Annotated in this window: 24 protein-coding genes; 11 read left to right on the top strand and 13 right to left on the bottom strand. The window is 59.5% G+C overall.

The window, feature by feature from the left end; genetic code table 11:
* Entirely contained in the window at positions 1 to 921 is a 921-nt protein-coding gene (locus NLK58_RS13855; RefSeq protein WP_117619015.1) for a branched-chain amino acid ABC transporter permease, read from the top strand.
* Positions 922 to 926: 5 nt separating this feature from the next.
* Complete coding sequence (locus tag NLK58_RS13850) at positions 927 to 1,865, top strand: ornithine cyclodeaminase family protein (protein ID WP_341581020.1); 939 nt, start codon at positions 927 to 929, stop codon at positions 1,863 to 1,865.
* On the opposite strand, the gene NLK58_RS13845 is transcribed toward NLK58_RS13850, so the two are convergent.
* Complete coding sequence (locus tag NLK58_RS13845) at positions 1,862 to 2,809, bottom strand: LysR family transcriptional regulator (RefSeq protein ID WP_341581019.1); 948 nt, start codon at positions 2,807 to 2,809, stop codon at positions 1,862 to 1,864. The genes NLK58_RS13850 and NLK58_RS13845 overlap by 4 nt on opposite strands.
* Before the next feature lie 228 nt (positions 2,810 to 3,037).
* Between NLK58_RS13845 and NLK58_RS13840 the strand changes: the two genes are divergently transcribed.
* Complete coding sequence (locus tag NLK58_RS13840) at positions 3,038 to 3,979, top strand: DMT family transporter (RefSeq protein WP_341581018.1); 942 nt, start codon at positions 3,038 to 3,040, stop codon at positions 3,977 to 3,979.
* On the opposite strand, the gene NLK58_RS13835 is transcribed toward NLK58_RS13840, so the two are convergent.
* The gene (locus tag NLK58_RS13835; protein ID WP_341581017.1) at positions 3,952 to 4,560 is read right to left on the bottom strand and encodes a gamma-glutamylcyclotransferase; all 609 of its coding nucleotides are present in this window, start codon (positions 4,558 to 4,560) and stop codon (positions 3,952 to 3,954) included. The two genes, NLK58_RS13840 and NLK58_RS13835, sit on opposite strands and share 28 nt — an antisense overlap.
* A 36-nt stretch (positions 4,561 to 4,596) precedes the next feature.
* On the bottom strand, positions 4,597 to 5,220 hold the full coding sequence (locus tag NLK58_RS13830) for a MarC family protein (RefSeq protein WP_117619011.1): 624 nt from the start codon (positions 5,218 to 5,220) through the stop codon (positions 4,597 to 4,599).
* A gap of 267 nt (positions 5,221 to 5,487) precedes the next feature.
* Here NLK58_RS13830 and NLK58_RS13825 point away from each other — a divergent pair, with 267 nt between their 5' ends.
* Both NLK58_RS13825 and pntB read left to right on the top strand, forming a co-directional pair.
* A complete protein-coding gene (locus tag NLK58_RS13825) occupies positions 5,488 to 7,065 on the top strand; it encodes a Re/Si-specific NAD(P)(+) transhydrogenase subunit alpha (RefSeq protein ID WP_341581015.1) in 1,578 nt (525 codons plus the stop codon).
* 12 nt (positions 7,066 to 7,077) lie between these two features.
* Positions 7,078 to 8,472: a Re/Si-specific NAD(P)(+) transhydrogenase subunit beta gene (gene pntB / locus NLK58_RS13820; RefSeq protein ID WP_341581014.1), complete on the top strand. Its 1,395-nt coding sequence runs from the start codon at positions 7,078 to 7,080 to the stop codon at positions 8,470 to 8,472.
* A 30-nt stretch (positions 8,473 to 8,502) separates the two neighbouring features.
* Here pntB and bamE read toward each other — a convergent pair whose 3' ends face one another.
* The gene (gene bamE / locus NLK58_RS13815; protein ID WP_341582810.1) at positions 8,503 to 8,808 is read right to left on the bottom strand and encodes an outer membrane protein assembly factor BamE; all 306 of its coding nucleotides are present in this window, start codon (positions 8,806 to 8,808) and stop codon (positions 8,503 to 8,505) included.
* A gap of 149 nt (positions 8,809 to 8,957) precedes the next feature.
* Entirely contained in the window at positions 8,958 to 10,070 is a 1,113-nt protein-coding gene (locus NLK58_RS13810; protein ID WP_341581012.1) for an NADH:flavin oxidoreductase, read from the bottom strand.
* A gap of 89 nt (positions 10,071 to 10,159) precedes the next feature.
* Here NLK58_RS13810 and NLK58_RS13805 point away from each other — a divergent pair, with 89 nt between their 5' ends.
* Positions 10,160 to 10,642 (top strand): helix-turn-helix domain-containing protein, encoded by a 483-nt coding sequence (locus tag NLK58_RS13805; RefSeq protein WP_117619007.1) that lies wholly within the window; start codon positions 10,160 to 10,162, stop codon positions 10,640 to 10,642.
* A gap of 145 nt (positions 10,643 to 10,787) precedes the next feature.
* Positions 10,788 to 11,435, top strand: coding sequence for an OmpW family outer membrane protein (locus NLK58_RS13800; protein ID WP_341582809.1), 648 nt, complete (start codon positions 10,788 to 10,790; stop codon positions 11,433 to 11,435).
* A gap of 149 nt (positions 11,436 to 11,584) precedes the next feature.
* On the opposite strand, the gene NLK58_RS13795 is transcribed toward NLK58_RS13800, so the two are convergent.
* Complete coding sequence (locus NLK58_RS13795; RefSeq protein ID WP_117619005.1) at positions 11,585 to 12,907, bottom strand: DEAD/DEAH box helicase; 1,323 nt, start codon at positions 12,905 to 12,907, stop codon at positions 11,585 to 11,587.
* 436 nt (positions 12,908 to 13,343) lie between these two features.
* Between NLK58_RS13795 and NLK58_RS13790 the strand changes: the two genes are divergently transcribed.
* Positions 13,344 to 13,658, top strand: coding sequence for a hypothetical protein (locus tag NLK58_RS13790; RefSeq protein ID WP_341581010.1), 315 nt, complete (start codon positions 13,344 to 13,346; stop codon positions 13,656 to 13,658).
* A gap of 58 nt (positions 13,659 to 13,716) precedes the next feature.
* Here NLK58_RS13790 and NLK58_RS13785 read toward each other — a convergent pair whose 3' ends face one another.
* From NLK58_RS13785 to rlmE, 5 genes are all read right to left on the bottom strand, one after another.
* A complete protein-coding gene (locus tag NLK58_RS13785; protein WP_117619003.1) occupies positions 13,717 to 14,172 on the bottom strand; it encodes a DUF302 domain-containing protein in 456 nt (151 codons plus the stop codon).
* An 88-nt stretch (positions 14,173 to 14,260) separates the two neighbouring features.
* The gene (locus NLK58_RS13780) at positions 14,261 to 15,787 is read right to left on the bottom strand and encodes an NAD(P)/FAD-dependent oxidoreductase (protein WP_117619002.1); all 1,527 of its coding nucleotides are present in this window, start codon (positions 15,785 to 15,787) and stop codon (positions 14,261 to 14,263) included.
* 116 nt (positions 15,788 to 15,903) lie between these two features.
* Positions 15,904 to 16,035, bottom strand: coding sequence for a hypothetical protein (locus NLK58_RS13775; RefSeq protein ID WP_341581008.1), 132 nt, complete (start codon positions 16,033 to 16,035; stop codon positions 15,904 to 15,906).
* On the bottom strand, positions 16,032 to 17,069 hold the full coding sequence (locus NLK58_RS13770) for a nitronate monooxygenase family protein (RefSeq protein ID WP_117620403.1): 1,038 nt from the start codon (positions 17,067 to 17,069) through the stop codon (positions 16,032 to 16,034). Before NLK58_RS13770 ends, NLK58_RS13775 begins: the two co-directional genes overlap by 4 nt.
* Before the next feature lie 134 nt (positions 17,070 to 17,203).
* Positions 17,204 to 17,824 (bottom strand): 23S rRNA (uridine(2552)-2'-O)-methyltransferase RlmE, encoded by a 621-nt coding sequence (gene rlmE, locus NLK58_RS13765; RefSeq protein ID WP_341581007.1) that lies wholly within the window; start codon positions 17,822 to 17,824, stop codon positions 17,204 to 17,206.
* A gap of 169 nt (positions 17,825 to 17,993) precedes the next feature.
* Between rlmE and NLK58_RS13760 the strand changes: the two genes are divergently transcribed.
* From NLK58_RS13760 to NLK58_RS13750, 3 genes are all read left to right on the top strand, one after another.
* On the top strand, positions 17,994 to 19,631 hold the full coding sequence (locus tag NLK58_RS13760; RefSeq protein WP_341581006.1) for an NAD(P)/FAD-dependent oxidoreductase: 1,638 nt from the start codon (positions 17,994 to 17,996) through the stop codon (positions 19,629 to 19,631).
* On the top strand, positions 19,628 to 20,356 hold the full coding sequence (locus NLK58_RS13755; protein ID WP_341581005.1) for an RNA methyltransferase: 729 nt from the start codon (positions 19,628 to 19,630) through the stop codon (positions 20,354 to 20,356). Before NLK58_RS13760 ends, NLK58_RS13755 begins: the two co-directional genes overlap by 4 nt.
* A 117-nt stretch (positions 20,357 to 20,473) precedes the next feature.
* Positions 20,474 to 21,145: a transglutaminase family protein gene (locus NLK58_RS13750; protein ID WP_341581004.1), complete on the top strand. Its 672-nt coding sequence runs from the start codon at positions 20,474 to 20,476 to the stop codon at positions 21,143 to 21,145.
* Here NLK58_RS13750 and NLK58_RS13745 read toward each other — a convergent pair whose 3' ends face one another.
* Positions 21,146 to 22,306, bottom strand: a complete 1,161-nt coding sequence (locus tag NLK58_RS13745; RefSeq protein ID WP_117620402.1) for an ABC transporter substrate-binding protein — start codon at positions 22,304 to 22,306, stop codon at positions 21,146 to 21,148. It lies immediately after the preceding gene.
* A 112-nt stretch (positions 22,307 to 22,418) separates the two neighbouring features.
* The gene (gene ahpF / locus NLK58_RS13740; protein WP_341581003.1) at positions 22,419 to 24,005 is read right to left on the bottom strand and encodes an alkyl hydroperoxide reductase subunit F; all 1,587 of its coding nucleotides are present in this window, start codon (positions 24,003 to 24,005) and stop codon (positions 22,419 to 22,421) included.
* Positions 24,006 to 24,229: the final 224 nt, after the last annotated feature.

The following is a 24,229-nucleotide window of genomic DNA, read 5'->3' as shown; positions in this document are numbered from 1 at the left end:
ATGACCAACCGCATCCTCTTTATCCTCATGCTGGTGGCAGGCCTGACAGCGCCACTGTTCGCCTACCCGGTGTTCGTCATGGACCTGCTGTGCTTTGCCCTGTTCGCCTCTGCCTTCAACCTGTTGCTGGGCTATGCCGGCCTGCTCTCGTTCGGCCACGCTGCGTTCTTCGGCGGCGCCGCCTACATCACCGGTTACGTCACCAAGGAATGGGGCTTTACCCCGCTGCTTGGCATACTCGCCGGCGCGGGGTTTGCCATGGTGCTCGGCGCGGCCTTCGGGTTCCTGGCCATACGCCGCCAGGGCATTTACTTCGCCATGGTGACCCTGGCACTGGCCCAGATCATTTACTTCCTGGCCCTGCAGATGCCCTTCACCGGCGGCGAAAACGGCCTGCAAGGCATTCCCCGGGGGCACCTGTTCGGCCTGATCGACCTGAACAACTCCCTCGCCATGTATTACTTCGTGTTCGCCATCTTCCTCGTTGGCTTCGGCATCATCTACCGCACCATCAATTCGCCGTTCGGCGAAGTGCTGCAGGCGATCCGGGAAAACGAATCGCGCGCGCTGTCGCTGGGCTACGATGTCGATCACTTCAAACTGCTGGCCTTCGTGATATCCGCCACCCTGGCCGGGCTGGCCGGCGCCACCAAGGCGATCATTTTCCAGTTCGCCGCGCTCACCAACGCCCACTGGCAAACCTCCGGTGAGGTCATCCTGATGACCCTGGTCGGCGGCCTGGGCACGGTATTCGGCCCGGTGGTGGGTGCCATCACCGTGGGAGCCCTCAGCCACGAGCTGTCCGCCTTTGGCTCCTGGGTACAGGTCATACTCGGCACCATCTTCGTGGTCTGCGTCATGGTATTCCGCCGCGGCATCATCGGTGAAATCCAGCGACTGGCCAGTCGTAAACAGGGTTAAGGTCTATGCGGGTTATTTCTGCACAGGAGGTGGCCGGCGCACTGGCATGGCCGGCACTGATTGAACGTCTCGCCACCACGTTTCGCGAGGGAGTGGAAGCGCCGCCACGACATCATCACGCCATGCACCGCCCGGACGGTGAGGCCACCATGCTCCTGATGCCGGCCTGGGAAAAAACAGGTTACATCGGCATGAAAATGGTCAACGTGTTTCCCCAGAACGCCAACGCCGGCCTGCCCGCCATCTCGGGTCTGTACATCCTGTGCGAAGGCGAACATGGCACTCCGCTCGCGTGTATCGACGGCAGCGCCCTGACCAGCCGACGGACCGCCGCGGCCTCAGCCCTGGCCGCCCGCGAACTGGCACGGCACGATGCCAAATCGTTGCTGGTGGTCGGCACCGGCAAACTGGCGCCAATGCTGGTTGAGGCTCACGCGGCCGTCCGGCCCATCGATACCGTACGGATCTGGGGCCGAAACCCGGACAAGGCAAAAGCCCTGGCCGACACATTCCGCGACCGGTTCGACTGTGAGGCGGTAACCGATCTGGAAACCGCAGTACCCGAGGCAGACATCATCAGCTGCGCCACCCTGTCGACCGAACCGCTGATCCGGGGTGAATGGCTGCAACCTGGCAGCCACCTGGATCTGGTGGGCGCATTCCGGCCCTCCATGCGGGAAACCGACAGTCAGTGCCTGGCCCACAGCCAGGTCTTTGTCGACACCTACGCCGGTGCCCTGGGCGAGGCCGGCGACATTCTCCAGGCCATCGACGAAGGCGCGTTCCGCAAGACCGACCTGCGGGCCGAACTGGCGGAACTGCTGCGGGGCGACAAACCGGGACGCACGAGTGATGACGCCATCACCCTGTTCAAATCCGTGGGCGCCTCGCTGGAAGACCTGGCCGCCGCCATCGAAGTCTGGGAAACCCTGGAACGCGGCTAGTCCGCCTCACCCCGAAGCCCACCCTCGATGGCCTGACTCACCAGCCAGCGTCGCAACAACTGAATACCCCGCTCCTGGCGCCGGCTGGTTTTCCAGGCAAAGTAGAACTGGTCCCCAGTCATCACCGGATGGCACGGCAACCGGACAAAGTCCTCCGAATCCTTACGCGTGCTCAGCATGTAGTCGTTGGTGAGCGCGATACCCTGATGGAACCGGGCCGCTTCCAGCGCCAGCAACATGTGGCTGAAATGCTGAACCCGGGCGTGCCGCGGAATTAGCTGTTCGACGGCCTTATACCAAACCTCCCAGTCACCCGCGGCACGGTCGAAAATGCTGTGGGTCGATAACAACGGGAAACGGGAAATGTCCGCGGGTGTCAGTGAGATATCATCACCATCGACCCCTTCCAGGCCCAGCTCCCGGCGGATTTTCTGCCAGTAATCCTGACTGCACACGGGAAACAGACGCTCCACATACAGCAACTCATAGCTGTAAGCCGGTGAGTCCTTGTGGATGGTTATGAAGCAGTCCGCCACCCGGTCCGACAACACCGGATTCTCACTGCTCATCTCCAGCGCCAGATCCAGCTGCGGATGCAAGCGCTGCAAATCCGGCAACCTTGGCACCAGCCAGCGCACTGCAAACGAACTGAACACCGACAACCGCAACCGCGACTCCTCATGCCCCAGCAACTGTTCACTGGCCCGTTCAATCTGCAACAGGGCCGAACTGACCGCATCCAGGTACTGCCGGCCTTCGTCGGTCAACGAAAGAGTTCGCCCACTGCGCCAGAACAACTGCTCCCCCAGGTAGGTTTCCAGCTGTTTGATCTGATGACTGACCGCACTCTGGCCTACCGCCAGTTCATCGGCAGCGAGTGAAAAGCTGTTGAGGCGGGCAACGGCTTCGAATACGGGCAGGGCTTTCAGGGGTGGCAGCTTCATTATCTATTTTTCTAATACCGGTTAAATAAAGATCATTTTATCGGATATTAAAACCCAAATAGACTCTCACTGCGAGTTAGGGGAGACCAGGCAGGAAATGGCTTCCGAAAATGCTTGGAGCCATGGATGGCGGAAAGCAAGCGTACAGGGACGTATTGACAGCGGTTTTCGGAAGCCATTTCCTGCCTGGGCTCATGCACTCAGGGTTTGAGAACGGAGGAAAAGAATATGTCAGGAAAAACCGTAAACAGTGCCATTGTGCTGCTGATCATCGGCAACGCCATGGCGTTGATTTCTGACGTATTCATAAAACTGCTCGAGCCCGGCGCACCGGTGTTCCAGTTTGCCTTCCTGCGCAGCCTGATCACACTGGCATTCCTGCTGCCCCTGGCAGGACAACTGGACCGGAAGAATCTCTTCGCCGGCCTGAAAATCCACGCTTTCCGGGCCCACATCCACCTGGCCGGGATCATCTGCATGGTCATCGCCCTCGGCAACCTGCCGCTGGCCACCGCCAATGCCGTCTTCTACGCAGCGCCCATTCTGGTTATGGTGCTCTCCGTTTTCCTGTTCCGGGAGAAACTGACGCCGCTGAGTGTGACCGCCGTGTTCAGCGGTTTTGCTGGCATCGTATTGATCCTCCGGCCGGTGGAATTCAACTGGGCCGCCGTCGCAGCTCTGGCGTCCGCGTTTGCCCTGGCCATCAATGCCGTATTGGTCCGCCAGCTCCCGAAACAGCAGACTACCGTCCACAAACTGTTCCTGAACTACCTGCTGATTCTGCCAGCGGCCGGCGCCCTGGCCTGGTGGGAAGGCGCACAATGGAATTCAGGGATGCTCATCAGCGCCATGGGATCTGCCCTGTTCATACTGGGCTACAACATCACTGTGCTGCTGGCCTACCGCCAAGTGGATGCCAACCAGGTCACCAGCGCCGAATACACCGGGCTGATCTGGGCCGTGGGCATTGGCTGGATCTGGTTCGGAGAAGTGCCGGACCTCTGGTTCCTGGCCGGCAGCCTGATGATTGTGGTGCCCTTGCTGCTGATCGGCCTGCAGCAGCGGCGCAGGTCACCGGCCCGGGGTTTCAATCCCGCCCCGGTGCCGCGGCATAGCTCTGGTTCACTCAGCGGCGCGACGATTCAATCAGCACATGAGTGTCGTGAATGATCCGGCCAATCCGCGCCTCTGGCGGAAGACCGAAGATGGGATTCAATGGCAAAGGTGTGGGGACAATCGGCGCCAAGGGCGCGCAGCGATTCCGCCAGCCTCAGAAGATATTCCGCATTGGGGCCGCTGGGGCCAGTCGCCGTGGCAATCTGACGGGCGATATCTGCCTCCGGCGCGTGGCCGAGGAAGGCTTCGTTGTCTTCAGTAGCAATGTAAACCAGACCTCCGGCATGGCTGCCGTCCTCGAACGTGAGGGTAGTGCTGAAGCGGAGGTAACCGTTCTTTTCCCGTACGTCCAGGTGCTCGAAGACATTGGGCGACACCCGGAACGCCATGCCCTTGCAGACGGCACCGGGCTTCTCCACCAGGGTCACCACCCGGCCCGGCGCTTCCGGCGTGCCCCGGTGATCGTGGGAGCCCTGCCAGAACCGCCGATCCCAGCCACGAATCGAGGCCGGGCGCCGCTCCAGGAACGGGAAATCCACCTTGTAGATCAGCGAGCCGTAGCCGAACAGCCAGATCGACTCAACGCCGGAGAAGTTGTACCGGTTGCGGTTATGCTCAATGGTGTTGGCGGACATCACAGACCCCACTGCGGAAAAAAGACCCGCGATACTCTAGGTGGATGCGATGAATCCCGCAATGCCCGTCAGCACAATTTCAGCAGCCATGGCGGAGAGAATCAGCCCACTGATTTTCGAGAGAATGTTGAGGCCGGTCTTGCCCAGAACCTTTTCCAGATAGCCGGAAAGGTGCAAAAGAACCCCGAGGATCAGCAACCCGGACACCAGCCCGAGAAGCCCACCGGACACTTCGGCGACGGTTTTCAGCTCCGCTCCGTACACCAGAATCGCACCAATGGTCGCCGGGCCGATCATCACCGGAATCGCCAGGGGCACCACGGCGATGTCGTCACGGTCTTCATCCGGCAAGCCGGTGGCGTGATTGCGGGTGCCACTGGTGACCAGACTGATGGCGGTCAGGAACAGCAAACTGCCTGCGCCGATCCGGAAGGAGTTGAGGGTGATACCAATGGCGCTGAACAGCAGCGGACCGGCAAAGAACAGAATCACGCCCAGAACAAACGCCGAGACACAGGCACGGCGGATGATCGACGACTTCTCGGGTGCCGGCAATCCTCTGGTCAGTGCCAGGAACATGGTCACCACGAAAAAGGGTGCCAGCAGGAACAAAAAGCGAACAGTACTGCTGATAAAGGTGGAGAAAAACGTCTCAAGCATTCCGGGCAGTCCAAGGTTCAAAGAAAGCCGGCAAGCATAGCGTGCTGCAACGGTTTCTGCCGTAAGGAAGTGGACGTATGAAGCGCTTGCGATACTGTTCCATGGTGCAGCCCACGGTTCGCCTGAACAATTGAGAACCGGCACAGCGGGAAACCGGGCATTTCATCAACCGGCAGTTTCGGGCAGATCTGGCAACCTGCACTAGTATGTAGGTATGTAGGTATCCAGGTAACTGGTTCATCGGGCAATCCGGAGGACATACCAACAATGAAAATCGGTATCCCCAGGGAAATTTTCAAGGATGAGCGGCGGGTGGCAGCCACGCCACCGTCCGTTCACAAACTTATCGGGCTTGGCTACGAGGTGGTCGTTGAAGGCGGCGCCGGCGAGGCCGCGAATTACTCCGATGAGGCCTATGAGAAAGTGGGCGCGGCCATAGCGGTCGATACCACGTCGCTGTGGCAGGACGCGGATTTCATCCTGAAAGTCCGCGCGCCGATGAAAAACCCTTCCCTGAACAGGCATGAAGTGGACCTGATGAAGGAAGGGGCGTTTCTGGTCAGCTATATCTGGCCGGCGCAGAATCCGGAGCTGCTGGAAAAGCTGGCGGCGAAGAAGATTACCTCGTTTGCCATCGACAGCCTGCCCCGCATCAGCCGGGCCCAGAAGATGGATGCACTCAGCGCCATGGCGAACATCGCCGGCTATCGGGCGGTAATCGAGGCGGCCAATCACTTCGGGCGTTTCTTTACCGGCCAGGTGACGGCGGCTGGCAAAGTGCCGCCGGCGAAGATCATGGTGATTGGCGCCGGCGTGGCGGGACTTGCCGCCATTGGTGCCGCCAACAGCATGGGTGCCATCGTGCGGGCATTCGACACCCGGCTGGAGGTGAAGGAACAGGTCGAGAGCATGGGTGCCGAGTTCCTGGTACTGGATTTCGACGATGAGGATGGCAGCGGTTCCGGCGGCTACGCCAAGCAGATGAGCGACGAGTTCATCAAGGCGGAGATGGCGCTGTTTGCGGAGCAGGCTGAGGAGGTGGACATCATCATCACCACCGCGCTGATTCCCGGCAAGCCGGCACCGAAACTGATCACCGCCGATATGGTCAAATCCATGAAACCCGGCAGTGTGATTGTCGACCTGGCATCCGAGCGCGGTGGCAACTGCGAACTCACCGAACCCGGCAAGGTGGCCCATCACCACGGCGTGACGCTGATCGGCCACACCGACCTGCCCAGCCGCATGGCCAAGGTGGCCAGCGATCTCTACGCCACCAACCTGTTGCACCTGCTCACCGAACTGACCCCGGAGAAAGACGGTAAGCCCCTGGTCAATATGGAGGACGACGTCATCCGGGGCCTGACCGTGGTTCGGGACAACAGCATTACCTGGCCGCCACCCCAGCCGGAGGCGCCCGTCAGCTCCGCACCGCCGCCGGGAACAGAGGAACCGTCGGCCGCCGACAAAGCCGCGGCAAAGAAGAACGCCGACCGTCGCAGCCTGATTGGCAAGAGCACGCTTCTGGTGGTAACAGCGCTGGCGCTCTATGGGGTTGGCGCCTACGCGCCGGAAAGCTTCCTGCAACACTTCACGGTGTTTGTGCTGGCCTGCTTTATCGGCTGGCAGGTGATCTGGAACGTGACACCCTCCCTGCACACCCCCCTGATGAGCGTAACCAACGCCATCAGCGGCATCATCGTAATCGGTGCCATGCTGCACCTGGCCCAGGCGGAGAACCTTGCCGTCGGCATCATGGCCTTTGTCGCGGTGCTGATTGCCAGCATCAACGTGGGGGGCGGCTTCCGGGTCACCCATCGCATGCTCAAAATGTTCCGCAGGTAGGAGACGCCCGATATGAGTACAGGACTGGTGAGCGTGGCCTACGTGGTCGCAAGTATCTGCTTTATCCTCAGCCTGGGCGGCCTCAGCCACCAGGAATCGGCACGGCGGGGCAACCTCTACGGGGTCGCCGGCATCATCATCGCGGTGGGGGCCACCCTCGCCAGCGTGGGTGATGGCGGCATCATCGCCATCGTGATTGCGGTGCTGCTGGGCGCCGGCATTGGCATTCCCATCGCCAACAAGGTGGAAATGACCCAGATGCCGCAACTGGTGGCCCTGCTGCACAGTTTTGTCGGGCTGTCGGCGGTGCTGGTGGGCTTCTCCGGCTATATCGAACCGTTGGGCGCAACGTCCGGAGCCGAGCACACCATCAAACTGGTGGAAGTGTTTGTGGGCATCTTTATCGGTGCCGTCACCTTCACCGGGTCACTGGTGGCCTGCGGTAAGCTGGATGGCCGCATCGACAGCAAGGCCCTGACCCTGCCCGGCCGCCACCTGATGAACCTGGCGGCGATCATCGCCTGCGTATTGCTGGGAGTCTGGTTCCTGGGCACCGACAGCATGGCGCTGGGCATCGTTGCCCTGGTGCTGATGACCGCCATCGCCTCGGTACTCGGTATTCACCTGATCATGGCCATCGGCGGAGCCGACATGCCGGTGGTGGTGTCCATGCTCAACAGCTATTCCGGGTGGGCAGCGGCGTCCATCGGCTTCATGCTGGGCAACGATCTGCTGATCGTGACCGGTGCACTGGTGGGCAGCAGCGGCGCCATCCTCAGTTACATCATGTGCAAGGCCATGAACCGCTCGTTCATCAGCGTGATTCTTGGCGGCTTCGGCCAGACCACCAGCAGCGCGGGCGCGACCGATTCGGACCAGACGGTCCATGAATCCAGCGTGGATGATGTCTGTGAAGAACTGCGCAATGCCGACTCGGTGATTATTGTGCCCGGTTACGGCATGGCGGTGGCCCAGGCCCAGAATGGCGTCAGCGAGATGACGAAGATACTCCGGGAGCGGGGCGCGAACGTGCGGTTCGGCATCCACCCGGTGGCCGGCCGGTTGCCCGGGCACATGAACGTGCTGCTGGCTGAAGCCCACGTGCCTTACGACATTGTGCTGGAAATGGACGAGATCAACGCCGATTTCCCGGAAACCGATGTGGTGCTGGTAATTGGCGCCAACGACACGGTGAATCCGGCAGCCGCCGAAGACCCGGGCAGCCCGATTGCCGGCATGCCAGTGCTGGAGGTCTGGAAAGCCCGGCAGGTGGTTGTTCTCAAGCGGGGCATGGCCACAGGCTATTCCGGTGTTGAGAACCCGCTGTTCTTCAGGGACAACACCCGCATGCTGTTCGGCGATGCCAAGGAAAGCATCGATAAACTGGTAGGAGGGTTGCGGGGCTGAGGACAGCCCCACGCCTGTTTTCTACGGAGTTTATTCGGTGGTGTTGTAAACGTAGGAGGACACGGTTCCGTCCTGGTTGAATCGCACCACCAGATCGGTGGTTTCCGCGTCACCGAAGGCCGACCATTTGTACTTGCCGTAGGTCCAGGTCCGTTTGCCGTCCTCGATCCCGGTGCGCCAGGGCTCGCCGAACATCTCCTGGATGTCTGACCTTGTGGTTTCACCAACCTGTATCTGATCGATGTTGTGGGTGGCAAAATCCTTTCCAACGGTCGCACAGCCCACCATCGCCGCCATCACCAGTGCCACAAACAGTACTTTAACCGAACCAATCATCGACATACGGGCCCCTCACTTTTGGGTGAATTTCATCCATCATAACGTGTCTCAGTTCAGACGCGATTACGAAGACGACAGGTTCGCCGGGGGCCACAAAAAAGCCGCAGGCCCGAAAGCGCTGCGGCAGGTTCTGATCGAAGGGGCGATCAGTAAAGCTTGGCGAGGGACTTCCTGGCGAAGGATTCCACCTCGTTCAGGCGGCCTTCCTTCACTTTGACCAGCCACTCCGGGTCCTGCAGAAGCGCACGACCCACGGCAATCAACTCGAACTCATGGTTGTTCATGCGCTCCACCAGCTCATCGACGCCGGCCTTCTCAACGGCTTCCTGCTTGCTGGCAAAGGTTCCGCTGATAAAGTCTTCCGTCAGCCCGACACTGCCAACCGACATGGTCGGTTTACCGGACAGCTTCTGGGTCCAGCCGGCGAGGTTCAGGTTCGAACCTTCGAATTCCGGCTCCCAGAAACGGCGCGTGGAGGCGTGAAAAATGTCCACACCGGCTTCCACCAAGGGCGTTAGGAACTGCTCGAGCTGTTCCGGGGTGTTCACCAGTTTCGCCTCATAATCCTGCTGCTTCCACTGGGAGAAACGCAGCATGATCGGGAAGTCCGGACCTACCCGGTGGCGAACCGCCTCAACAACCTCGACCACGAAACGCAGGCGGTTCTCCATGCCGCCGCCGTATTCGTCGTCACGCTGGTTGGTGCCTTCCCAGAGGAACTGGTCCAGCAGGTAACCATGGGCGCCGTGGATCTCTACACCGTCAAAACCGAGGGCTTTGGCATCCTGCGCCGCATCGGCAAAGGCGGCGACCACATCGTCAATATCCTCTTTGGTCATGGCTTTGCCGTTGGGCTTGCCGGGAGCGAACAGGCCGGACGGGCTGTAGCCGGGCACCGAAGGATCCGGAGGTGTACCTTCCTTGCGCACAGCACCAACGTGCCAGAGCTGTGGGAAAATGGTGCCCCCCGCCTCGTGCACGGCATCAACAACGTTTTTCCAGCCTTGAAGGGCGTCGGACCCATGAAACGCTGGAACATTAGGGTAACCACTGGCCGCCGGGTGATTCACCGTGGTGCCTTCGGTAATGATCAGGCCAATGCCGGCCTCGGCACGCCGACGGTAGTAGGCCACCACGTCCTCGCCCGGAACACCATCAGGCGAGAAGTTGCGGGTCATCGGCGCCATGGCGACCCGGTTACGCAGCTTGAGGTTGTGGAGTTCAAACGGTTCGAAAAGCGGGCCAAGATTTATACTCATGGTAATGTGCAACCTCACTAATTTGGTTTCGTTAAGCAACCCTATTGAATCTGGTTTTAAAATGCAACCCTATTCAGTACACTCCCACCATGGCCAGAAAACGTTTTGATGACTCCAGTTGCTCCGTCGCCCGTGCCCTCAATGAAGTGGGTGACTGGTGGTCCCTGCTGATTGTGCTGCACGCCATGTACGGCACCCGCCGATTCGTGGATTTCCAGCAGGAACTGGGCATTGCCAAGAACATCCTCTGCGATCGCCTGGCCCGGCTGGTGGATAACGAGGTGTTGCGCAAGGTGGATGTCGGCGAACACGGCTCCCGCTTTGAATACCGCCTGACCGAGAAAGGCCGGGATCTGTTCCCGGTGGTGATTGCCCTGCGCCAGTGGGGCGACAAATGGAATCCCGCCCCGGACCAGACACTCCTGGACCTGCGCGACCGTGCCACCGGCCGCCCGATTCAGGCGGTTGAAGTCCAGAATGCCGACGGTAATCCCCTGACTATCCGTGATGTGTTCGTACCAGACGAGAGTCTGCCCGAAGGCAAAAGAACTCAGCCTGACTCTCCGCAGTAATCGCAGCGCCGCCCGATTTCTTGAGCTACGTCAATCTGGCGATCAAACCAGGCCCCCTGCCCGGCCAATCTTGCGCTAAATCAAGTTTCCTTTCTCCGCTGCCACTAATCTGAAGCCATCAACGATTCAGGTTAAGGAGATGGATATGTCCCGCACATTTAAACTTGGTGTTCTGGCTGCAGCGGTTATGGCTGCGGCGCCGGCTGTTCAAGCGTACGAAGCTGGTGATTTTATTGGCCGCGTTGGCGTGGTGACTGTTGCACCAGACGCTTCGAGTGACCCTATTACCAACCTCAGCTCCGACGCGAGAGTTGACGTAGACAACAACACCCAACTAGGTCTGACCCTGAGCTATATGCTTACAGATCAACTGGGTTTGGGCGTGCTCGCAGCAACGCCCTTCAGCCACGATATTAAAGGTGACGGTGATCTGGCTGGTCTTGGCAAGCTGGCCGAGACAAAACAGCTGCCACCAACCATCACACTTCAGTATTTCCCGATGCCGAGCGGCAGCAAGCTGCAACCCTATGTTGGAGCGGGTGTGAACTATACCATCTTTTTTGATGAACAAACCGCTGGCGCTCTTGCAGGCACCGATATTGAACTCGATGACAGCTTCGGCCTGGCTGCGGAGGTTGGCCTGGATTACATGATCACTGAAAACATCGGTGTTAACGCGGCAGTCTGGTGGATAGACATCGACACCGAGGCGAAAATTGAAGCTGTAAACCAGACCGTGGATGTGGAAATTGATCCCCTGGTTTACATGGTCGGCCTGTCCTACAAATTCTGATCCCCGTGCCCTCCGCCAGCCTCCATGATCTGTGGGCTGACGAAAGGTGCGCTCTCCTGTGCGGGGCCCTCCGGCCCCGCCTTTTTTTGTCCGCCAGAAACAGGAAGGCGGAGCATCTGCTCCGCCTTCCTGAACTGTCCTGACCGGCCTCAGGCACTCTGGCGCTGGGCTGAGCGGCTTCGCTGACCGCCGCCATTCTGGCTCCGGCCACCACTGCGGCCACCTGGCTTGTCCCCAAAGCTTTTCGGCTTGCCTCCGGGCCGGCCATTGCCAGCGCCGTTACTACTGCGGGTACGGGCGCGGCTGGGGTCTGCCTTGGCCTTGGGCTTCAGCGGCAGGTTGTTGGTGGGCTCGAAGCCTTCCATGCTCTTGCGCGGCAACTGCTTCTTGATCAGCCGTTCGATACCCGTCAGTAGTTTGCCTTCATCCGCACTCACCAGTGACAACGCATGACCGCTCTCACCAGCACGGCCGGTACGGCCGATACGGTGCACGTAATCTTCCGGTACGTTGGGCAGTTCAAAGTTCACTACCTGGGGCAGTTGCTTGATGTCCAGACCACGGGCTGCGATGTCCGTCGCCACCAGCACACGCACTTCGCCGGCCTTGAAGTCAGCCAGCGCACGGGTGCGGGCACCCTGCGACTTGTTGCCGTGAATGGCGGCGGCGGTAATACCGTCCTTCTCCAGCTTCTGGGTCAGGCGGTTGGCGCCGTGCTTGGTACGGGTAAAGACCAGTACCTGGTCCCAGCTATTGTCACGTACCAGCTTGCTCAGCAGCGCCGTTTTCTGGCTCTGATCCACCGGGTAGACAGACTGCCTGATGTTTTCCGCAGCGGTGTTACGGGCCGCTACTTCCACCTGCACCGGGTTATCCAGCAGGCCTTCCGCAAGAGTACGGATCTCGTTAGAGAAGGTGGCGGAGAACAGCAGGTTCTGGCGCTTGGCCGGCAACAGCGCAAGAATCTTGCGGATGTCGCGGATAAAGCCCATGTCCAGCATTCGGTCGGCTTCGTCCAGCACCAGAATTTCCACTTCGTTGAAGCGCACAGCGTTTTGCTGATACAGGTCCATCAGCCGGCCCGGTGTTGCCACCAATACGTCCAGACCCTTGCGCAGCTTCATCATCTGCGGATTGATTTTCACACCACCGAAAACCACAGCGGCCTTGGTAGGAACGTATTTGCTGTAAAGATTCACGCTGTCGTGAACCTGTGCCGCCAACTCCCGGGTCGGCGTGAGGATCAGGGCACGGGGCCCCTTGCCGGTACGGGAGGTTTCGCCAAGACGCTGCAACAGCGGCAGGGTGAAACCGGCGGTTTTGCCGGTGCCAGTCTGGGCGGCAGCCATCACATCCCGGCCGGAAAGAACGGCGGGGATGGCCTGGGCCTGAATTGGGGACGGTGTTTCATAACCCTGATCGGTGGTGGCACGGACCAGCTGCTCGGACAAACCGAGTGAAGAAAAACTCATATAGAATCAACTCTTGATTGTTCTGCCTCCACGAACACCGGTTTCGGCGAATGCGGGCAGATACCATGAACATTCATGGAATAAAAGACGACTACAGTCACGCGCCGGTATCGGGGTGACGTCCTCTGACAGGTCGTATGGAAAGGTCGCACGGGCTTAAAGCCTTGAACTGCGGAATCCCTAGAGGCAGGATGCGGGCACAGTAACAGAGGACCTTCGAAATAGCCATAGATGCTTTTAGTTAGCAGGCTCTTTATTTTTCAGAGAAAAGCAGAAAGATGGAACTCACGCCTATGTCAGTGGTCACTACTCGCCTTGCTGCAACGAAAATCATCCGATGACCGGAGAAGTCAGGGTGGGCGCCCGCCTTGGCTTTGTAGTCCGTTACTTTGGACGCCAGCCATCTCGAATCATCACCAAAGGAGGCAACAACCCAATGAGCCTTTCCCCATCTCGCCGTGTGCTGCATGGTGCACTGCTATCCACCGCCATCGCTGCAGCCAACGTTCAGGCCGGGGATTTCCCGCCGGTCATTCAGAAACTGGAACAACAGGGTGTGGAGGTTATCGACAGCTTTGAGGCACCCGGTGGCATGACCGGCTATGTGGGTGAAATGAGAGGACGCTCCCTGGCCTTCTATCTGACGCCCGATGGGGATCACGTTATCGTTGGCACCCTGATGGACGAACCGCATGATGGGCCCGCGCCCCTGAGGCCTCCGAATTCACGCCAGCCAAAGCGTGGAGGATGAGACAATCAGGCTCGCCATTATCCAGTCGTAACAATCTAACAATGTAGGGTGCGAAGGATCATTCCGTGGCGGCTTTGGCGAATGCGGCCAGGGCGCCACTCACCTTTTCAAGCACCTCGTCACAACCCTCGATACCGTGGCGGGACTTCAGGTAGTCCAGATCATTGTAAGCCAGCCAGGTATCGCCATTTTCATCTTCCCAGATCAGCGCTTTCTGAGGCAGATCAATGGCCACGCTCTGGGCACACTGCATCAGCGGCGTGCCGACTTTGGGGTTTCCGAAAATCAGCACTTCGGTCGGGCGAAGCTCCAGCCCTGCCTTCTTGGCGCCTTGCTGATGATTCACACGGGCCATTACGGTCATGCCCTTGTCCTTCAATACGGACTCAAGTTTGTCCACCGTGGCCTTGACGTCGTGACTGCTTTTGACGGTTACCAGACCTTCAGCACCCAGGGTCAGGGTGGCAAAAAACAGGGTCGAAACCACCAGAACCGATTTCAGAATGCAGCGCATAGTATCCTCCAAAGCTTGTGATGACAGTTTGAGCATAGGACATCTGGCCGCGGTACGCCGGGAAGTGATTCATTCCGCCGTTGACTGATCAGGCCCCAAACAGAGCCGAGCGGATTGGTCGCAGGCAGCCACTGGATTCACTCGCTCTGGCAGGGGTTCGTGTGCCGTCGAACTCCAGATAGCCGTCTTCAATCGGCTCGAAACGCAGGATTTTCACATCCTCCAGATAATTCTGTGAAGATTTCCAGGGACCATGGGTGCCCTGGCGAGGCAAGCGGTCGGCCGCGCGGCGAATGTAGCCGGAGTTGAGGGAACCAAGGATGGTGTCTTCGGCACGGCTGTTTTCCGTATCCCTGGCAACCACGGTTCGGTAACCCTGTCTGTCCATCAGATTCATCAGGCGGCACAGGTATTCCGCCGCAACATCCACCTTCAGGGTCCAGGAAATATTGGTGTAGCCGAAGATCATGCCGGCGTTGGGGACGCCCTCCACCATCACGTTCTTGTAGATGACCTTGTCTTTCATCACCACTTCCTGGCCATCCACCGTCGGCCGAATGCCTCCCAGCATCTGGATATCAAGGCCGGTGGCCGGGATGATGATGTCTGCCTCAAGCTCTTCACCGGATTTCAGGCGGATCCCGGTTTCGGTGAAACACTCAATGTGATCAGTGGCGATAGATGCCCTGCCGGCTTTCATTGCCTGGAACAGATCCCCGTCCTTCACCACGCACAGGCGCTGGTCCCACGGGTTGTAGTCCGGTGTAAAGTGCCGCATGTCGGCCCTTCCGGCCACCTGCCGCTTGATAATTCCGAGAAACAGGCGCCGCATGAACCGGGGGCTTTTTCTGGAACGCAGGTAAAGAAAACGGGAAATCGCAATATTCCGGGCCCGGGTAAGCCGGTAAGCGGTCTTCTCTGGCAAAAACTTCTGCAGGGCCAGGGTAACCTTGTCGGTCGATGGCAAGGATATCAGGTAGGTGGGCGAGCGCTGAAGCATGGTGACATGGGCGGCCTTCTCCGCCATGGTCGGCACCAGGGTAATGGCGGTTGCACCACTGCCGATTACCACCACCTTCCTGCCGGTGTAATCGAGATCTTCCGGCCAGTGTTGCGGGTGCACAATCCGGCCGCGGAAATCGTTCTCACCCGGAAAATCCGGTTTATAGCCCTGGTCATAGTTGTAATAGCCGGTACAACCGATCAGGAAACTGGCGGTGAAGGTTGCGGTTTCACCGGTAGCTTCATTGCGGGCGGAGAGCTTCCAGCACTTGTCCATACCGGACCAGTCTGCCGTTTTCACCGCCAGTCCGTAGCGGATGTGGCGCTCAACATCATGCTCTCTGGCCGTCTCGCGCACATAATCCTTGATGGAGGCACCGTCCGCCAGCACCTTGCCGCCGGTCCAGGGCCGGAAGTCGTAGCCGAAAGTGAACATGTCCGAATCGGACCGGATACCGGGATAACGGAACAGATCCCAGGTGCCACCCAGGGACTGCCGGCGCTCCAGGATGGCAAACGACTTGCCCGGGCACTCACGCTTCAGGTGACACGCCATGCCAATGCCGGAAACGCCGGCGCCGATGATCAGTACATCGAAATGCTGCTTGCCCATTACCTGCCCTCTCGGATTCCAGTCCGCTTTTGGTAATCAATGGTCTGCAATCAAGATAGCTCAGGCCGGGCTATGCGGAAATTGGCCAAAGTGGTCTCGGACCCTGGTTGTTTCAGTCAGTCGTCTGACCCGGGGACGTAGTGCTCGGAAAGACGTCCGTGATCGATTTCCAGGTAACCCAGGCAACCAGGCCAAAAAAGCTGGCCCAGCCCCTCGGCCAGGGACAGTTCTGCGATCAGATCAGTCATAGCTCGCCGGCGAGCTGCCGGATCAGCTGCCCGGCGGGAATCTCCCGGCAGCCGCTGGCGTTCTGTCCCGACCACAGGGGGGTGAAATCACCGGAGCCTTTGGCTTCAGCCGCCGCCCGGAGCGGAGCGATGGCCGAGGTCGCCAGCGGGAATTCAGGCGCCACCTCTGCGACCGGCCCCAACTCCCGCATCACTCGGTTCATGATGCCCCGCGCCGGGCCGCCGGAAAACAGGTTGGTGATAGCGGTGTGGCGGACTTGCGGGCTTTTCAGTGCCTCCCGGTGAATGGGCCTGGTGGTAGCCTCCGGGCACAGCAGGAAAGCGGTCCCGAGCTGAACGCCTACCGCCCCCAGATCCATGGCCGCACGAATACCACCGGCGTCGGCAATGCCGCCTGCTGCGATTACCGGAACCTTTACTGCGCCCACCACCTGGGGTAACAGGGCAAAGGTGCCCATCTGCGTGGACATGTCCCTGGTCAGGAAAATACCGCGATGGCCACCGGCTTCCAGCCCCTGGGCGATGATGGCGTCTGCCCCTTGCTGCTCCAGCCAAAGCGCTTCTTCAACCGTCGTAGCTGTCGACAATACCTTCGCGCCGGCCGCCTTGACCCGTTGCAGCAATGTGGCATCCGGTAGCCCGAAATGGAAACTCACCACCGCCGGCCGGAACTCCTCTACCAGAGCAGCGGCTTCCGCGCTGAAAGGCGTGCGGCCACCCCCGGCAGGAATGGTCTGGGGGTCAATACCGAACGCGCTGTAGTAAGGGGACAACGCCTCCCGCCAGGCCTGTTCCCGGGCGTCGCTCGGTACTGGCGAGGTATGGGCGAAGAAATTGACGTTGAAGGGTTTGTCGGTACCGGCCCGCAGGGCCTCCAGCTCGGATCTGAGCGCCCCGGGGCCCAGCATGGCACAGGGCAGCGAACCCAGTCCGCCAGCGTTTGATACCGCCAGAGCCAGATCACTTCCCTGAACACCCGCCATGGGTGCCTGAATGATCGGCAACTCGGTACCCAGCAAATCTTGCAGCGTCATAACGGTCATCCCCTCTCCCTGAAAAAGGCTTCAGCCTGCCACAATTATCGCAATTGAGCCACGGAGTGCCGGGTGCACACCGACAACTATGTCGCCTTCCTGGATGCAGGGTTTCGAAAGGGCAACAGGCTGAGTCAGCCCTTGAAGCCCTTGCCCAGGACGTAGACTTCCCGGGAGCGGGCACGGGAGGAGTCGGGCTTGCGTACCACGACCTTGTCGAACACAGCGCGTACTGATTTCAGATACTCGTCATAACCCTCACCCTGAAACACCTTGGCGAGGAAGCTGCCTTTGGGCTTGAGCACCTGACAGGCCATGTCCAGCGCCAGTTCTACCAGATACATGGACGAAGCCTGATCGGCTACGGTGACCCCACTGATGTTGGGTGCCATGTCGGAAATCACCAGGTCCACGGGGTCATTACCCAGGGTGGCCATGATGGCCTCAAACACATCATTCTCGGTGAAGTCCCCCTGAATGAATTCCACACCGGCAATGGCATCCATGGGCAGAATGTCAGAGGCAATCACGCGGCCCTTATGGCCCACCAGATTTGCCGCCACCTGAGACCAGCCGCCCGGTGCCGAGCCGAGGTCCATGATCACCATGCTGGGGCGGATCAGCCGGTCCTTCCTGTTGATTTCAAGGAGCTTGTAACTGGCACGGGAGCGGTAGCCGTCCACCTGCGCCTGCTTCACGAAGGGGTCGTTCACATGTTCTTCAAGCCAGCGGTTACTGCTTTTGGATCGGGCCATAGGGACTCATCAAACGGGAAAGCCTGCGCCAATTGTACGTGCCGGGCCCGCCTGCGGCAAAATCCTGACAACCGGGGCGGGCACACGTACAATTCACCCAACATTCTCCGATTCCTCTTTACCCGGCAACGTCCACTCCATTAGCGGCAAGAGCCGGGCAGGACTGACTATGATCCGCCTTACTGAACTGGCGCTGCCCCTGGACCATCCGGAAAGCGCCCTGCGTGCTGCCATTGTCGAACGGCTGGGCATTCGCGATGCCGATCTGACCGACTTTGTCGTGTTCAAACGCAGCTACGACGCCCGCAAGAAAAACTCCGAAATCAAGTTCGTTTACATCATAGATCTGCGCGCCCGAAACGAAGAAGCCATCCTCGCCCGTTTTGAAAAAGACCAGCACGTACGCCCGGCACCCGATACCGACTATCACCCGGTCGCACAGGCACCCGCCGGTCTCACCGAGCGTCCGATTGTAATCGGTTTCGGGCCCTGTGGTCTGTTTGCCGCGCTGCTTCTGGCCCAGATGGGGTTCCGCCCAATTGTGCTGGAACGTGGCAAGGACGTGCGGCGCCGCACCAGAGACACCTGGGCCCTGTGGCGGAACAAGCAGCTGTCTCCGGAATCCAACGTGCAGTTCGGTGAAGGCGGTGCCGGCCTGTTCTCGGACGGCAAACTGTACAGCCAGATCAAGGACCCGAAGTTCTACGGCCGCAAGGTAATGCATGAGTTTGTCCGGGCCGGCGCACCGGACGAAATCCTGTACCTCAGCAAGCCCCATATCGGCACCTTCCGGCTGACCGGCGTGGTGTCTGCCATGCGCGAGGAAATCATCCGCCTCGGCGGAGAAATCCGTTTTGAAAGCAAGGTTACCGACCTGCGCATCCGCAACGGCCGGGTCGAGGGTGTGGAACTGGCCAGTGGCGAACGCCTCGACAGCCGTTATGTGGTGCTCGCCCTCGGCCACAGCGCTCGGGAGACCTTCCGCATGCTCCAGCGTAATGATGTCTTTATCGAGGCCAAACCCTTCGCAGTCGGCTTTCGCATTGAACACCCGCAATCGCTCATCGACACTGCCCGCCTTGGCAAATACGCCGGCCACCCGGCCCTGGGCGCGGCAGACTACAAACTGGTGTACCACGCCAGCAACGGGCGCGCTGTCTACAGTTTCTGCATGTGCCCGGGCGGCACGGTGGTGGCAGCAACCTCCGAACCGGGCCGAGTGGTCACCAACGGCATGAGCCAGTATTCCCGCAACGAGCGCAACGCCAATGCCGGTATTGTTGTGGCCATTCACCCGGAGGAAGACTTCCCGGGCGGCCCGCTGGCCGGTATCGACCTTCAGGAGGCCCTGGAATCCCGGGCCTACACGCTGGGCGGCAACGATTACTGCGCGCCAGCCCAACTGGTGGGTGATTTCATCAAAGGCAAACCCTCCACCGAACTGGGCGAGGTCGAGCCTTCCTACAAGCCCGGCATCAAACTGGGCGACCTCGCGCCTGCCTTGCCGCCCTACGCCATCGAAGCCATCCGCGAGGCCCTGCCGGCCTTTGGCAAGCAGATCCGGGGCTTTGACCGGCACGACGCCATCCTGACCGGCATTGAAACCCGAACCTCCTCGCCGGTGCGAATCACCCGGGACCGGGTAAGCCTTCAGAGCCTGAATACCCGCGGGCTCTATCCGGCAGGCGAAGGTGCAGGCTATGCCGGAGGTATTCTCTCGGCCGGAGTGGATGGCATCAAGGTCGCCGAGGCGCTGGCTCAGGCCATGCTGGAAGACCTCCAGGACAGTGAGGGAACCCCCGCGTGAATCTGGCTGATATAAGGAAACTGCAACAGAAAAAATACCGCCAGTCACTCGGTCACTACCTGGTCGAGGGGGAGCACCTGGTGCTCGAGCTGCAGGAAGCAGCTACCCGCCAGCCAGCGCTGCGGGCCTCGGAGTTGTATGTGACCGGTGCCTACGGGCACTGGCAAAGCCCGTTCAAAACCCATCTCATCAACGACCGCCAGATGGCACAGCTCGCCGATACCCGCACACCACAGGGAATTCTGGCCGTGGTCCCCATGCCGGACAGCCCTCCTGAGCCGGAACCCGGCGAAAAAGCCATTTACCTGCACGAGGTTCAGGATCCGGGCAACCTGGGCACGATATTGCGGTCCCTCGCCTGGTTTGGCGGTTTCCGGTGCCTGCTGAGCCCGGGCAGTGTGGATCCCTACAACCCGAAAGTGGTTCGCGCCAGCATGGGGGCGCTCTTCCACGTTTCCCTGGAAACCGAGGTTACCCTGGCCAGCCTGTCCGGCCGGTACCAAAGCCTTGCCTGCCTCGACCTGAATGGCGACTCGATGATGTCGGAAGCCTTCCGGCAGCACGACTGTTACCTGTTTGGCAACGAAGCTCGGGGCGTGCCACGGGACGCACTGGCTGAGCTTCAGGCGGCGCCCTATACCATTCACGGTCGGGGCCAGATCGACTCCCTGAACCTGGCCTCGGCGGTAAACATGTGCACCTACGAACTAATGCGCGGCCAGTAAACCGCCAGCACCAGAGCAATGAGCTATTTCGGCAATCGTTCTGGCGGATACCGCCATTGCCTGTCGGCGGGGATTTGGTGACGATCAGGGGCTGATACCGATACCGGACTTTTGATTATGGAACCCTATCTCCAGCCAACCACCTTCTTTGACTACGACCAGCCCCAGCTGAAGGCCTGGATTGAAGCACAGCTGGAGGGAGCGCCTGACGACCCGCTGGCGCAGATCAAGGCACTCTACCTCTCGGTACGGGACAGTATCAGCTACAACCCCTACGTGTTCCAGACCGCTCCGAACACCTTCAGCGCCAGCTACGCCCTGGAAGCCGGCGAATCCTACTGCATTCCCAAGGCGGTTCTGCTGGGTGCCGCTGCCCGCTCCATTGGCATCCCCAGCCGGCTGGGCCTGGCGGATGTGCGCAACCATCTGTCCAGCCCCAGGCTGATCGAATGGCTGCAGTCGGACATTTTCCGCATGCACGGGTTTATCGAGTTATACCTGAACGGTAAATGGTTGAAGGCCACCCCGGCCTTCAACCGGCAACTCTGTGAACTGATGAATGTGGAGCCTCTGGAGTTTGATGGCCTTCACGATTCGATCTTCCAGGAGTACACAGAATCCGGTGAGGCCCACATGGAATACGTCAACGACCACGGCCTGTTCGAGGACGTGCCCCACGCCTTTATCGTGGCGGGTATACGGAACGCCTACCCCCATCTTTTTACGGAATCGGGAGGGGAAGAACCTTCTCTTTCTGAAGCAGGTAGTCTGGAAGCGGATCTGGAGTAGCTATCGGTTGCTAACGACCTGCCCGCCGCCCTTCTCCTCCGAGAGCACCGATGTGAAGCGATCCATAAGCTGATCAGCATTCAGGGATAGTTCGGGCTCTGCCAGACTATGGGCACGGCTGAAACGCCGGAAATCCAACTGCCGCCAGTTTTCCGGATCCAAAATCCGTTCAACCTTGTGAATATTATCCTCAGTGGCCGGCTTAAGCTGGTAGCTCAAAGAAGCGGAAGACACCCCCTTCGCGAAGTCGTAACCATGATGAAAATCGTGCAGTAACAGCAGAGCCAGACCTCCCCCCATGAAGTGGCGCCCCAGACTGGTGGCAAGCTCTCCACGGCGTATTGCATCCAGAGCCCGGGGCTCCCAATCCACCCCACCGACTACAACGTCTTGTCCTGGTTGCTTGCCGTGCATTTTTGCCGCTTCAATGGCCCCCATGGCCATGCCGTCACTGGCACTCCAGATGGAGGCAACCTGTGGGTATCGTTTCAGCAGTACCAACGATTTTTCTTTCGCCAGCCGATCGCTCCAATCGGCATACACCAGTTGCAGAATCTCGCTACTCTTGTCATCTACAGCGGCTTCGAGCCCCCGGTTCCGGTCCTTTGCTGCAGATGAATCCAGGGTTCCGGACAGGGCGATCATTGGCAACGGCTGCCCCGGCTCGCCTAAATCCAGTCGCTCGGCTCGTTGCTCAAGGAGTGCTGTCAGGGTGCGACCGGCACCGACGTTATCTGGCGCCATATGCCCGATCCAGTTTGGCAAGGTCTCTCTGGGCAGGCCGACCGCAACCCTGGTATCGGCAGGCACATCGGTATTGAAGGTGAAAACTTTTACTCCCAGATCATTCGCACGTGTCAGCATTTGGGTGGTGACAAGCTCCCTGCAAATGAACAGCAGGTAGTCTGGCCTGTCCTCACGGCGGAGAACCTGTTCGGCCATTCTCAGGTAACTGAAGCGGTGGCTGTCCTGATCGACCCGGACTTCAAGGTCCATATCCAGATCAGTTGCCACCTCGGCCATGAACTCCGACACCATTTGCCAGAACCGGGAGTCATCCGGCGAGAGGAAAACAACGCTGGGACGAGGCCCGGCATCTGCTACACGAAATCCCGATAGCAAAAGCAGGCTGAGCAGAATCAGGGCTGTACGGAACATCATATAGTTACTCATCCCCTGGATGATCCGGCATGACTGGCGTTCAGGAGGATAAGCTACCTGGCAGCCAGCTCACAGGCAAGCAGGGAAGAGAAACCGACATCTCAGTTTTCGTTTACGCCGCTTCGCTCTCGCTGTCATCCACGGAATTGCGGATCAGGAAGTCGAAGGCGCTCAGAGCTGCCTTGGAACCCTCGCCCATGGAAATCACGATCTGCTTGTAGGGCACAGTGGTGACATCGCCGGCGGCAAAGATCCCCGGAATGGAGGTCTCGTTGCGATCATTGACAATAATCTCGCCATGCTGGCTCAGCTCGATGTCCCCCTTCAGCCACTCGGTGTTCGGAACCAGGCCGATTTGCACGAACACACCTTCCAACGCGACGTGGTGCTGCTCGCCGGAGTTGCGATCCGTATAGTTCAGGCCGTTGACCTTACCGTTCTCACCAGTAATTTCAGTGGTCTGTCCGGAAGTGATGATTTCCACATTCTTCAGGCTGCGCAGTTTCTTCTGCAATACGTCATCCGCGCGCATCCCGGAACCGAACTCGATCAGAGTCACGTGGCCAACGATACCGGCCAGGTCGATGGCTGCCTCTACACCGGAATTACCACCACCGATCACGGCAACACGCTTGCCCTTGAACAGGGGGCCGTCACAGTGCGGGCAATAGGCGACGCCCTTGTTGCGGTATTCCGCTTCGCCCGGCACGCCCATCTGGCGCCAGCGGGCACCGGTGGACAGCACCAGGCTGCGTGCCTTGAGGGTCGCGCCATTTTCCAGTCGAATCTCGTGGGGCATGCCCGGGCGTGAGGCCGGGATCAGCTTCTCGGCGCGCTGCATGTTCATGATATCGACGTCATACTCTTTCACGTGCTGCTCCATGGCCGCCACCAGCTTCGGGCCCTCGGTGTAAGGCACGGAGATCAGGTTTTCGATGCCCATGGTGTCGGCCACCTGGCCACCAAAACGCTCGGCGGCAATACCGGTAGAGATGCCTTTGCGGGCAGCGTAAATGGCGGCAGAGGCACCGGCAGGGCCACCACCAATCACCAGAACCTCAAAGGTGTCTTTCTGATTGATTTTTTCGGCCTCTTTTTCGCTGGAGCTGGTGTCCAGCCTGGCAACGATCTCTTCCAGCGTCATCCGGCCCTGACCCCAGGGCTCACCATTCAGGTAAACGCTGGGCACCGCCATCACTTCCCGCTGCTCCACTTCGTCCTGGAACAGGGCACCGTCGATGGAGGTGTGCTTGATATCCGGGTTCAGCACGCTCATCAGGTTCAGGGCCTGAACCACATCCGGGCAGTTCTGGCAAGACAGGGAGAAATAGGTTTCAAACTCGAACTTGCCTTCCAGTGACTGAATCTGCTCAATCACCTCCTGGGAAGCCTTGGACGGGTGCCCACCCACCTGCAGCAGCGCCAGCACCAGCGAGGTAAACTCGTGGCCCATGGGAATGCCGGCAAAGCGAACGCCAATATCGGTACCTACACGGTTGATGGTGAAGGAAGGACGACGCACACCATCGGATTCTTCGGTGCGCAGGCTGATTTTGGAAGACATCGGTTCCAGCTCTTCCAGCAGCTCCCGAAGTTCCTGGGACTTCTTGCTGTCGTCGTAAGCTGCCACCAGCTCGATCGGCTGCTGCAGTTTGTCCATGTACGCCGTCAGTTGTTCCTTGATATTGGCATCCAACATATTCCTGCTTCTCCTTTAGAGGTTGAAACTAAGCATCTGAATTTAAAACGGGTCGCCAAGCGAAGATGGCGCAACAATACGGCGTGGCAAGCGTACGCTCAAATTAATTGCCACAAACTGTTTGATAGAACTTTGCTATGCTGATTTATTGAAGGTCTCCTGGGGCTTGACCAATAGCGCATATCCACCCGAAGCCTGTCGACGTATCATGTTACAAGGACGTC

Source organism: Marinobacter metalliresistant (assembly GCF_038098645.1).
In the GTDB taxonomy this organism is placed as follows: domain Bacteria; phylum Pseudomonadota; class Gammaproteobacteria; order Pseudomonadales; family Oleiphilaceae; genus Marinobacter; species Marinobacter metalliresistant.
The sequence above is the reverse complement of the archived record's forward strand: the minus strand, read 5'-3'. Positions and strand labels throughout refer to the sequence as shown.